Source organism: Pseudomonas sp. P9_35 (assembly GCF_034008205.1).
Taxonomy (GTDB): Bacteria; Pseudomonadota; Gammaproteobacteria; order Pseudomonadales; family Pseudomonadaceae; genus Aquipseudomonas; species Aquipseudomonas kilonensis.
In genome coordinates this window covers 1163389-1174619 of record NZ_CP125373.1, presented here as the reverse complement: position 1 = coordinate 1174619, position 11231 = coordinate 1163389, and the positions used below count along the sequence as shown (strand labels likewise).

The window sequence follows — 11231 nt, the reverse complement described above, 5'->3', positions numbered from 1 at the left end:
CTTCCAAAAACTGGTAGCCGTCCTGATGGCCAGCGATGCCTGGGCCCTCAGTTCAAGGAGAGACACATGAAACGCTCTGTACTGCTAGGTCTGTTCGTCACTGCCTCCATGCTGGCGTCGTCTTCGTTTGCCGCCGATCTCTGTGATACCAACCTGAAAACCATCGAGAACGCGAAGACCCAGTATCAGGGCTCGGATATAGAAGCTAAAGTCGAGGCCAGCATCCAGCAAGCCAAGGCCCATCAAGCCATGAACACCAAGGAAGGCACCGAGAAATGCATCTCCGAGACCACCCAGACCATCCAGGAGATCCAGAAGGTCAGCAAAGACGGTAAAAGCTCCTGACCGCTGAGGGCCAACCTTCGGGTTGGCCTCAGACGCGGATTGGCGTACACTGCAGATGCTTGCCGCTTCAGTAGATCCACGAAGCGTCAGGCTCGGGGCCGTTTAGGATTCGACGCCGGTTGCGAAACTTTAGGTGCATGCCGAGTTGGTAACAGAACTCGTAAATCCACTGTTGCAACTTCTATAGTTGCCAATGACGAAAACTACGGCCAGGAATTCGCTATCGCTGCGTAAGCAGCCTTAGACCTGAGCTTCTGGTACCTTCGGGTCCAGCAATCATTAGGGGATGTCCGTAAACCCAAAGTGATTGTCATATAGAACGGAATCGCCGTGCAGTACGTTGTGGACGAATCGGCTAAAACTTACACAACTCGCCCAAAGCACCCTGCCCGTCGGGTCGCTGAGGGTTAACTTAATAGACACGGCTACGCATGTAGTACCGACAGCGGAGTACTGGCGGACGGGGGTTCAAATCCCCCCGGCTCCACCACTTCATCATCTAAAGACGTCCACGGACGTCTTTTTTTGTGCCTGGAATTCAGTAAATACGGGGCTTTCAGGGCTGCTGGGGGCTTTTCAGTTTTTTGAGCTCCAAGTGATTTAGTATTCCCAACGGTATTCCCGGCTACCCGAGGCTAATCTTGGGAATACCAAAAAGTGTCATGGAGTACATCTCATGTGCGCTCAAACCACCCACCTCTCCGACCGCCAGCCCAAGGCGATCAAACCGAAGGGCAAGGATTACGTCCTCACCGATGGCGACGGGCTCCAGCTGCGAGTCTGGGTCAATCGCTCGACGCAGTAGAATTTCAACTACCGGCATCCCGTCACCAAAAATCGAATCAACATGGCACTCGGCTCTTATCCCCAGGTTTCTCTTGCGCAAGCAAGGAAGAAAACGTTGAGGCTAGAGAGCTGCTTGCACAGGGCATCGACCCAAAAGCTCAGCGCAATGAGCTGCAGAAAGCCAAACGAGCAGAAACAGAACACACCTTCGAGAACGTCGCCACCGCCGGGCTCGAGTTGAAGAAGGATTCCGTCACGCCGGCGTATGCCGAAGACATTTGGCGCTCCCTCACACTGCATGTGTTTCCGAGCATGAAATCAACGCCTCTCTCGGAAGTCAGCGCCCGAATGTGGGGTCGCCTCACAATCGTGGTAAGCGGTTTGTTTACTCGTTGGCGTTATAGATGAGTGATCAGGCGGCCGCTCTGCCCGGCAATGAGATGCCCCCTTACCTGTTGAGTTTCAGCGGCCGGCCGGCGACCCACCTTGAACCCAGCAGCGTACAGCGGAGCATTCCCCAAGCGGTATAAATCAGCGCGTTGAAATTAGGCGGCTCCGCCCAATCGCCAATAAAATGGCGAAATCTCCAGCCAAACCGTTTATGCACAATATTTGAGCTATTTCGTTACAATTTATTGACACTATCAGTCCGACCTCATCACAATTGCGCGCCGTCACCGAGGCACAAGAGAGTCTGGCAAGGGTGATCGGCGGAGAATGCGATGTTTCGTCTTCTTCCAGCCGCTCGATACTGCTTTGAAAGCTCGCTTCCTGAACATCATGGGGGCTGCTTGGCAGTGCAACATCCTATTTATGCTGACTAAGTCTGACACTGAGCCCGGCTCGGAGAGCTTGTGCTAGTCGTCAGAAACGTGACGCATTTGAAAAACTGTAACGCCAGGGAAGGTGCTGATCGCGCCGCATCCGATTTAAAGGAAAAGGGAGTTTCATTTGAGTCAGGTCACCTTAGACATCCGCCATCTGCGCGATGAGCAGATTTTGTTACGTGACAGCGGGCTCTATTGGGTGGCAGTGGATCAGGCGAGCGACTCTGCCGCGCTGGCGATCCAGTGCCTGGCAGCGATGCCGGCCCATGCGCAAGGGATGTTAGTGTGCTGCGGACATTCAAGTCAGGACCTGGCCCAGAAACTGGCGGCAGATACCGGTCCTGGTCAGCTGAAGCTGTTTGACATCAACAAAGACGACATTGGCCTGACCCTCAAATCGCTGGTCGGTGAGCTGACCCGTGCTGCTCCGGTTGCCGGCACTACCATTGTGTTGATGCTGCCGGGGAGCGCATGGCAGGGCGACGTCGCGCCGCAGCTGCGGCATTGCTGCCTGTCACTGAGGCAATGGCTGGGCGCACGCCAATGCTCCCTGTTGGTGATCAGCCATGGCCAGACACCTCAACTGCATGACGGTTTGTTGCGGCTCAACGATACGATCTCCGGGCTCGCTCAGCTCTATCGCCGTGATGGTGGTATTCGCTATCAATTGCACTACTGGCGCAGCGAACTGGGCGTGTGCAGCGGGCAGGAGTTCGAGCTCGAGTTGCTGGTGGACGGTTTTGCGCTGTCGGTCAATGAGCAGGCCAATGTGCAAGTGCCCCATACCGACGACCAGCGGATCTACCTGACCCAGCGTTCTGTGCTTGAAGGCTCGCCGCCGTTGTCGGATCAGTGGAGGCTGTTCGAGAGCCGCGAGGACTTGCTCCAGCAAGCCAGTCACGCGCGTGCTGCCAGTATCATCGTGGCCATCGACAGCAATCTGCACGTCGAAGCGTTGGCTCGTCAGATTCACGACCTGCGCGAGCGCTGCGGTATCGCACTGAAGATCATCATCCGCGAGATGGAACCCTGCCTGCGTTATCGGGACGAGCGTTTGCTGGTGTCCTGCGGTGCCAACATCACCGTGCCCTATGGGACGACGCTGGCGCACTTCTTCAGCATCATCGACAGAGCCCAGGGCCAGACCTGGCGCCGGAGCCACACCACCAACTTCCAGTCTCTGTTCGAACGTCTGCGGCCGCCCCCCGAGCGCGGTCTGTTAACGCCCCGGGAATTCATCGGCATGGTGGAGCGCGTCTATAACGGCGCCTCTGGAGAAATCAGCCACCAACTGCTCAAGCTGATGCCGCGCGGTGGCCTGGAAATCGAGCAGTACTCGAGTCAAATCGGCTTGCGTCGTTTCGGTGACGTCGCCTGCGTGGTCAACGGTGCCTTTTATCTGTTCCTGTTTGGCTGTCGCGCGGACGGACTGGAACCCGCATTGGGGAATATCTGTCGGCTCGCCTGGCGCGATCTTTTCAGCAGTTTCCAGATTCTCCAAGGCATTGAAGCGTTGCCGCGCGAGGACTTCCTCGCGGCACCCTTGCTGCCTCCCACGTTCGCTCTGGCAGAAGAACGCACGGCCGGTAGCTCCGCCGAAGCTGCCGGCCGTGTTGCCTATTCGCCTCGACGCACCACACTGCCCATTACGGACCCTTGTTCATGAGTTATTCCCAGCTGATACAGGCGATTGGCCTCAGTAGCCTGCTGACCCTGGCACTGATCGTGGTACTGATCAGGTTCGGTCGCCATTTTCTATCTGTCGTGCAGGGTCTCCTGCCCCCGCGTTACCTGAAATCCCGTGGTGTGCGTCATCGTGCCCCGGCCCAGAGCGAGCCCAATGAGCCAGTTTGAAGTCATTACCCCGGCGTCAGTGCGCGTCTGGCCGGGCCTGGGCCCCTGGAATCTGTATTTCATCCTCAAGTTCGCATTGCTGTGGGCGGGTTACCTGAACTTGCAGGTATTGCCCAACCTGGTATTCGCGGCGGCGTTGCTGCTGCCGTTGCCGCATCGTTATCTGCGTATCCTGCGCACAGCCATCGCGATCCCCGTGGGTGTAGCGCTGTTTTACCAGGACACCTGGCTGCCGCCCTTCAGCCGCCTGCTGAGCCAGCCAGGCGTGCTGGATTTCAGCGGTGCATACATGGTCGAACTGATGGGTCGTTTCATTGACTGGAACCTGTGTGCGCTGCTGGCTGTGTTGGTGGTGGTCTACGTCTTCGTCCGGCACTGGCTGCGCCTGACCACTCTGAGTGTGCTGGGTTTAGCCTGGCTGGCCAGCGCGAATGTGCTAGCCCTGAACCCCAGCAACGAGCCGGTCGCGGAGGCGGCCAGTGACGCTCCCATTGCAGCGGTGAGCACGGCCCCTCCGGACAGCGCGACACTGGAAGCCTACCTGCAGAAGTTCTATAGCACCGAGGCTGGACGGCAGGTGGAGTTCAAGCCTGCGGCCTCTGCAGCGCAGCCTTTCGACCTGTTGCTGATCAATATCTGCTCCATGTCCTGGGATGATCTGGAAACCGTGGGCCTGCGCGATAACACGCTGTTCCAGCAGATGGACGTTATTTTCGACAACTTCAACTCGGCCACTTCCTACAGCGGCCCGGCGGCGATCCGCCTGCTGCGCGCCAGTTGTGGACAGGTTCCGCACAGCCAGCTCTATGGCACCGCCCCGGAGCAGTGCATGTTGATGGACGACCTGAGCAAGCTGGGCTTTTCCAGCGAAGTCATGCTCAACCACAGTGGGCAGTTCGAAGGCTTCCTTGACGAAGTCCGCGCCCAAGGGTCATTGCCGGGGCCCGCGATCAGTACCAGTAAATTACCGCGTGCCTTGGTGGGTTTCGACGGTTCAGCGATCCTGCGCGATGCTCAAGTACTGGACTCCTGGTGGAAGCACCGCGAAGCAGAAGAGAACGATCGCGTGGCGCTGTTCTACAACACCACCACATTGCATGACGGCAACCGTGCGCTGACCGCTGATGGCGGCACCAGGAGCAGCGATTACAAACCGCTTGCCCAAGGGCTGATCGATGACCTCAATGGCTTCATCAAACAACTGGAACTCAGTGGCCGTCGGGTAGTGGTGGTGATCGTGCCGGAGCATGGTGCGGCGCTGCATGGCGACCGTATGCAGATCGCCGGCATGCGCGAGATCCCGAGCCAGTCCATTACCCTCGTGCCGGTCGGCATCAAGTTGGTGGGCATGGGGCATAAGCCCGGTTCTGCCCCCCTGCACATCACCGATCCGAGCAGTTTCCTGGCCCTGTCGGAAATCATCAGCCGCTTGTATAGCGCCCAGCCCCAGGCGGATGGCCAGGGTCTCGACTGGTCGGCTCTGCTGAGCAATCTGCCGCAGACAGCGGCAGTCTCCGAAAACGCTGGCACGGTGGTCGTTGACTACGCCGGGAAACCTTACATACGAATCAAGGAGAAAGCAGGATGGCTGCCTTACCCACAGCGCTTCAAGTGAAGGCACGGGTGCAGTCGCGTGCGGATCGTGCCGATGACATCGCCCGCCTGAAACTGGCGCTTGAGCTGCCCGAACTGGACTACGTGGACACCTCCGCACAGATCGAATTGCAAAAGGCCCTGCATCGCTGGCCGCTGCTGGCAGAGATGGAACGCCTGCAGCCGGCGGCCCTGCCGATGGTACGTGAGTCCGGACTGGAGATGCTGTCGTGACCACACTTAGCCTGCGTGGTCTGCGCGGCGGTGTCGGCACCAGCTCGCTGCTGGCGGCCACAGGCTATGCATTGCATAGCCTGGGCGAGCGCGTGCTGCTGGTCGACATGTGCCCGGAAAACCTGCTTCGCCTGCACTTCAGTGTCAGCATCGGCGAGCGCGGTGGCTGGGCGCGCGCCATGATCGAAGGTAAGGGCTGGAACACCCAGGCCTGGACCGTGGAACCGGGATTGAGTGTGTTGCCTTACGGCCGCCTGAAACGGGAAGAGCAGGACCACGTCGAGCAGCGCCTGCTGAACGAGCCGAATCTATGGCGCCGCCGACAGGCCGCCCTTGCCGAGCACTTTGACTGGATCCTGTTCGATGTGCCCTTGCGACTGCCCGGTCATGCTTGTGTCGGACCCTGTGCGTTGCGCCTGCAGATTGTCGAGGCGGACGCTGCCTGTCACGTGCTGTTGCAGCAGGAGGAAGCCCCCCGCGAGCATCTGCTGATCAACCGCTTCGACCCGGTCAGCCAATTGCAGCGCGACCTGCTGCTGATCTGGCGCAAACAATATGGTGCCCGCCTGCTGCCTCTCAACGTGCATCAGGATGAAGCGATGCGCGAAGCCCAGGCGTTCAAGATGCCGGTGGGGGCTTATTCCGAGGCCAGTCTGGTTGCCCAGGATGTGCTGAGCCTGGCCACCTGGTGCCTGACCCAACGCATGGGGACGGCATGATCGCTCGCATTTTCCCTTACGCTCACCTGCGTCGGCGCTATGACGGTACTCCGCCAGTTGCGTTGCTGCTGGCGACAATGAACGCCCTGGCATGGCTGCTGTTGCGCCTGGAGTCACCGAACTGGCGCGCAGTGCTCGATCAGCCAAAGCGCTGGTATCCACAACTGAGCGACAAGGCGCCGAGCCTGGGCGATCCGTTGCGCTATGCGGTACAAAGCCTCTGGCTACTGCTGGTTCGCCCGGCCAGGCCACGGGTGTGGACGCTGTCGACCCCAGCCTGGCTCAAACGCGTCGGAGCGCTGTACCTGCGGCAGTGGACGTGGATTGGCAAGGTGCTGGAAGCGTTGCCCCAGCGCGCCGAGTCCAGCCAGCAAATTCGTCAGAGCAGCCATTGGTGGAAAGGCCTGGACCGTCACAGCCAACGATTGATCAACGCGGCCATCGGTGTCGTCGCCTTCACTTTTACGTTGCTGTGCATCACCGAGCCCTTCGGCTACGTCTCCCAGTTGGTATTCGTCTTGCTGTTGTGGGGCTTGGCCCTGCTGGTGCGGCGGGTTCCGGGCCGCTTTGCGACGTTGTTGATGGTGGTACTGTCGACCATCGTCTCGTGCCGTTACCTGTGGTGGCGCTACACCTCGACCCTGAACTGGAACCAGCCCCTGGACCTGATGTGCGGGATGATCCTGCTGGTGGCCGAGACTTATTCCTGGTTAGTGCTGATCCTGGGGTACATCCAGACGTGCTGGCCCTTGGGCCGAAAACCGGCGCCGCTGCCGCGCGACACGCGCCTGTGGCCGAGCGTCGACCTGTTGATCCCGACCTACAACGAAGACCTGTCGATCGTGCGAGGTACGGTGTACGCGGCCATGGGCATCGACTGGCCGGCCGACAAGCTGAACATCTACATTCTCGATGACGGCAAACGCGAGAGCTTCCGCCAGTTCGCCGCCGAAGTAGGCGTGGGCTACATCACTCGCAGCGACAATCGTCATGCCAAGGCCGGTAACCTCAACCACGCGCTGAAGCAACTGAACGGCGAACTGGTCGCCATCTTCGACTGTGACCACATACCTGTGCGCTCTTTCCTGCAGATGACCACCGGGGGCTTTTTGCGTGATCCGAAACTCGCGCTGGTGCAGACCCCGCACCATTTCCTGTCACCGGACCCCTTCGAGCGAAACCTCAATGTATTCCGCGAGCACCCCAACGAGGGCGAGTTGTTCTACGGGTTGATTCAGGACGGCAACGACATGTGGAACGCGGCGTTTTTCTGCGGCTCATGCGCGGTGCTGCGGCGCACCGCGCTGGATGCGATTGGCGGCTTTGCCGTCGAGACGGTTACCGAAGACGCCCACACGGCGCTACGCCTGCACCGCAACGGCTGGAACTCGGCCTATATCAAATTGCCGCAAGCGGCTGGCCTGGCGACCGAAAGCCTGTCAGCGCATATCGGCCAGCGCATTCGCTGGGCCCGTGGCATGGCGCAGATCTTCCGCACCGACAACCCCTTGTTCGGAAAAGGCCTGACCCTCTTCCAGCGCATCTGTTACGCCAACGCGATGATGCACTTTTTGGCCGGCCTGCCGCGCTTGGTGTTTCTGATGGCGCCGCTGGCGTTCTTGTTCCTGCATGCCTACATCATCTACGCCCCGGCGCTGATGATCCTGCTGTACGTGCTACCACACATGATCCACGCAAGCCTCACCAACTCGCGGCTGCAGGGCGACTATCGTCGGACTTTCTGGGGGGAGGTGTACGAGACCGTCCTGGCTTGGTACATCGCGCGCCCTACCACCGTGGCACTGCTTAACCCCAGCAAAGGCAAGTTCAATGTCACCGCCAAGGGCGGCCTGATGGAGCAGAACCAGTTTGACTGGAAAATCGCCCAGCCGTACCTGCTACTGGCGTTGCTGAACATTACCGGCCTGGGTTTTGCCGTCTGGCGTCTGATCTGCGGCCCCCGCGACGAGATCGTCACCGTTGCGGTGAGTATTCTCTGGGTGATCTACAACCTGCTGATCATCGGAGGCGCCATGGCGGTCGCCGCTGAAGTGCGCCAGGTTCGCCAGACCCACCGGGTATACGTCAAGTTGCCCGCTGCAGTACGCCTTGAGAATGGTCACTGTTATCCAGGCATGTTGCAGGACTATTCCGACGGTGGCGCAGGCATCCAACTCGACACCCCACAGTCGCTGGCGGTGGGTGGGAGCATCTCGCTGATGATGCAGCGCGGCACCCGTGAATTCGTGTTCCCGGGCTATATCAGCCGCAGCCACAAGCACTTCATCGGTATCAGCTTCACGGGCCTCAATGCACAACAGAAAGTCGACTTTGTGCAGTGCACGTTTGCCCGCGCCGACGCGTGGCTCAACTGGGGCGAGAAATTCACCCCGGATCGCCCGCTGCACAGTTTTGTGGACATTCTCAAACTTGGCGGCACCGGTTACTACCGCCTCTACGAATACCTGCCTGCCTGGATCCGCCGCATCGCCGGCCCGCCGTTGCGAATATTGCGCTGGCTGGCCAGTTTCCTGCCGCGCATGCCGGCAGTTGCCCCGACTCTCAACTCTCGATCAGTGAGCGCACCATGAGCCGCTACTTCAGCAAAACCCTTGTTGCCAGTCTGGCGCTCCTGACCACCGTTTGTGCCCAGGCCGCCACCGCACTAGCGCCGGCCGCGCCAGCCGCGGCCAGCAACGTACCGAGCTGGAACACCGCGTACAGCTTCGAACAGCTGGGCCGTCCCGCCGACAGCCTATTGCTGGGCATCCGCAATAGCGACCAGATCGAGTTCAGCCTGCGTCGTGATCGTATTGCCAGTGACGCGAAACTGCAGCTGGAGTACACGCCGTCGCCTTCGCTGCAGCCTCAGATCTCGCATTTACGTGTGTATCTCAACGACGTGCTGATGAGCGTTGTGCCGATCGAAAAGGACCAATTGGGTAAGAGGGTCAACCAATCGGTAGCCCTGGACCCGCGACTGATTTCGGACTTCAACCGCATACGCCTGGAGTTCGTCGGCCACTACACCGATATCTGTGAAGATCCAGCCAACAGCACGCTATGGCTGAACGTTGGGCGCAGCAGCCAGATCCAATTGCAGGAGCAGGCACTCACACTCAAGAACGACCTGGCCTATTTTCCGATGCCTTTCTTCGACGCTCGGGGCCAGGACAAGCCGGTCCTGAATATGGTCCTGGCCGATGCGCCGACCCTGGGCGAGCAGCGTGCAGCCGGGATCCTGGTGTCCTATTTCGGCAGCCTGGCCGCTTGGCGTGGTGCGCAGTTCCCCGTTCTGTTCGACCAGCTGCCGCCCGCTGATGAACACCATCGCGCCAAGTCGGCCATTGTCTTTGCCACCAACGATCATCGTCCGTCCTTCCTGGCTGACACAGACAAGTTCCCGGCCGTGGATGCACCCGTAGTACAGATGATCGACAACCCGCAGGATCCCTACAGCAAAGTGTTGCTGGTATTGGGTCGCAATGAAGATGACCTGGCTGTAGCTGCCCGCGCCCTGGCCTTGGGCGCAGGCGCGTTCCGAGGCTCGAGCGTGACGGTCAACAAGGTCGAGCAGCTCAAGCCTCGGGTGCCTTATGACGCGCCGAACTGGATGCGCACGGACCGCGCGGTACGTTTCGCCGAGTTGATCAAGTACCCCGAGCAGCTTCAGGCCAACGGGCTGCAGCCACGTCCCATCACGGTGGACGTGAATCTGCCGCCTGACCTGTTCGTCTGGCGTAACCAAGGGATTGGGCTGCAAACCAAGTTCCGTTACACGCCACCGTCGGTCAACGACGAATCGCGCTTGAGCATCAGCCTGAACAACCAGTTCATCACCAGCCTGGCACTGCAAAGCAAGACCGACAGCCGTCTGGAGGAGCTGCGCCTGGCGGTGTTGTCCAACGAGTCGGCGAACCACAGCGACAAGTTGCTGGTGCCAGCGCTGAAGATTGGCGACCGTAACACCCTGCGTTTCGACTTCAACTTCGCCAGCACCTTTGGCAGTGCCCAGCGCGACCGTTGCCAGACTTCACTGCCGGTGAACAACCAGGCAGTGATTGATGAAGAGTCGACCATCGACCTGTCCGGTTACTATCACTACATCGCCATGCCCGACCTGCGCGCCCTGGCCCGAAGCGGTTTTCCATACAGCCGTATGGCTGACCTGTCGCAAACCCTGGTGATGGTGCCGCCCCACAGCAGTGCTGTGCAACTGAGTACGGTGTTCGAGACCATCGCCGGAATCTCTGCGCGCTCAGGCCTGCCAGCGTTTGGCCTGCGGCTGTCGGACAACTGGGACGACGCCAAGGCGGATGTCGATCTGCTGGTGTTCGGCGCCATGGCGCCGGGCGTGGGCGATGGTGCCGATGCCAATCTGGTGCTGGACAAGACGCGTGCCTGGCTACTCAAACCGTCCCACGAGCAGAGCGGCAAGTCGACCCGCGCCGGTCAGTTCAGCGATGAACGCGACCTGGCTGCCAACCGCATCGAAGTCAGCGCCCAGGCGCCGATCGCCGCCATCGTTGGCTTGCAGTCGCCGTATCACCCACAGCGCAGCATCGTGGCCTTGCTGGCGAGCGATGACGCCGATTACCAACTGCTGCGCGACACCCTGGGCGACGTGGGAAAAATGGACGCCGTTGCCGGTTCTGTGGCGCTGATCCGCAGCAGTGGCGTAGATAGCAGTTGGGTGGGCCAGCAGTACTTCGTCGGCCACCTTCCGTGGTGGCTGCTGCTCTGGTACCAATTGTCCGAGCACCCGATCCTGCTGGCGGTCATGGCCACCATCAGTGTGCTGCTGACGGCATTCCTGCTGTGGCGCGCACTCCGTTGGGCTGCCCGTCGTCGCCTGGCTGGTCAGGAGTAGTCG

The 11231-nt window shown here is 60.0% G+C and carries 8 protein-coding genes, 1 other RNA gene and 1 pseudogene; all 10 read left to right on the top strand.

Annotated elements, in window-relative coordinates:
• Positions 1-66: 66 nt before the first annotated feature.
• A complete protein-coding gene (locus QMK47_RS04985) occupies positions 67-345 on the top strand; it encodes a hypothetical protein (protein WP_253471540.1) in 279 nt (92 codons plus the stop codon).
• Positions 346-439: 94 nt separating this feature from the next.
• Positions 440-835: a transfer-messenger RNA gene (gene ssrA, locus QMK47_RS04980) on the top strand.
• Positions 836-1021: 186 nt separating this feature from the next.
• Positions 1022-1482 (top strand): annotated as a pseudogene (locus QMK47_RS04975) (integrase arm-type DNA-binding domain-containing protein); the annotation flags it as partial.
• A 600-nt stretch (positions 1483-2082) separates the two neighbouring features.
• Positions 2083-3624 carry a BcsE family c-di-GMP-binding protein gene (locus QMK47_RS04970; protein ID WP_253471538.1) on the top strand — a complete coding sequence of 514 codons (1542 nt, stop codon included), beginning with the start codon at positions 2083-2085 and terminating at the stop codon, positions 3622-3624.
• On the top strand, positions 3621-3812 hold the full coding sequence (gene bcsF, locus QMK47_RS04965; RefSeq protein WP_320389895.1) for a cellulose biosynthesis protein BcsF: 192 nt from the start codon (positions 3621-3623) through the stop codon (positions 3810-3812). The genes QMK47_RS04970 and bcsF overlap by 4 nt, the downstream gene beginning before the upstream one ends.
• Positions 3799-5427: a cellulose biosynthesis protein BcsG gene (bcsG, locus tag QMK47_RS04960; RefSeq protein ID WP_320389894.1), complete on the top strand. Its 1629-nt coding sequence runs from the start codon at positions 3799-3801 to the stop codon at positions 5425-5427. The genes bcsF and bcsG overlap by 14 nt, the downstream gene beginning before the upstream one ends.
• Positions 5397-5639, top strand: a complete 243-nt coding sequence (gene bcsR / locus QMK47_RS04955) for a cellulose biosynthesis protein BcsR (protein ID WP_214512187.1) — start codon at positions 5397-5399, stop codon at positions 5637-5639. Before bcsG ends, bcsR begins: the two co-directional genes overlap by 31 nt.
• Positions 5636-6358 (top strand): cellulose biosynthesis protein BcsQ, encoded by a 723-nt coding sequence (gene bcsQ, locus QMK47_RS04950; protein WP_320389893.1) that lies wholly within the window; start codon positions 5636-5638, stop codon positions 6356-6358. The genes bcsR and bcsQ overlap by 4 nt, the downstream gene beginning before the upstream one ends.
• Positions 6355-8949 carry a UDP-forming cellulose synthase catalytic subunit gene (gene bcsA, locus QMK47_RS04945; RefSeq protein WP_253471534.1) on the top strand — a complete coding sequence of 865 codons (2595 nt, stop codon included), beginning with the start codon at positions 6355-6357 and terminating at the stop codon, positions 8947-8949. The genes bcsQ and bcsA overlap by 4 nt, the downstream gene beginning before the upstream one ends.
• Positions 8946-11228, top strand: a complete 2283-nt coding sequence (gene bcsB, locus QMK47_RS04940) for a cellulose biosynthesis cyclic di-GMP-binding regulatory protein BcsB (RefSeq protein WP_320389892.1) — start codon at positions 8946-8948, stop codon at positions 11226-11228. Before bcsA ends, bcsB begins: the two co-directional genes overlap by 4 nt.
• Positions 11229-11231 lie beyond the last annotated feature (3 nt).

Bases quoted from the DNA above. Each gene is read 5' to 3' on its own strand.
- QMK47_RS04985 (WP_253471540.1), top strand. From the start codon at position 67: ATGAAACGCTCTGTACTGCTAGGTCTGTTCGTCACTGCCTCCATGCTG.
- bcsB (WP_320389892.1), top strand. From the start codon at position 8,946: ATGAGCCGCTACTTCAGCAAAACCCTTGTTGCCAGTCTGGCGCTCCTG.
- bcsR (WP_214512187.1), top strand. From the start codon at position 5,397: ATGGCTGCCTTACCCACAGCGCTTCAAGTGAAGGCACGGGTGCAGTCG.
- bcsA (WP_253471534.1), top strand. From the start codon at position 6,355: ATGATCGCTCGCATTTTCCCTTACGCTCACCTGCGTCGGCGCTATGAC.
- bcsF (WP_320389895.1), top strand. From the start codon at position 3,621: ATGAGTTATTCCCAGCTGATACAGGCGATTGGCCTCAGTAGCCTGCTG.
- bcsG (WP_320389894.1), top strand. From the start codon at position 3,799: ATGAGCCAGTTTGAAGTCATTACCCCGGCGTCAGTGCGCGTCTGGCCG.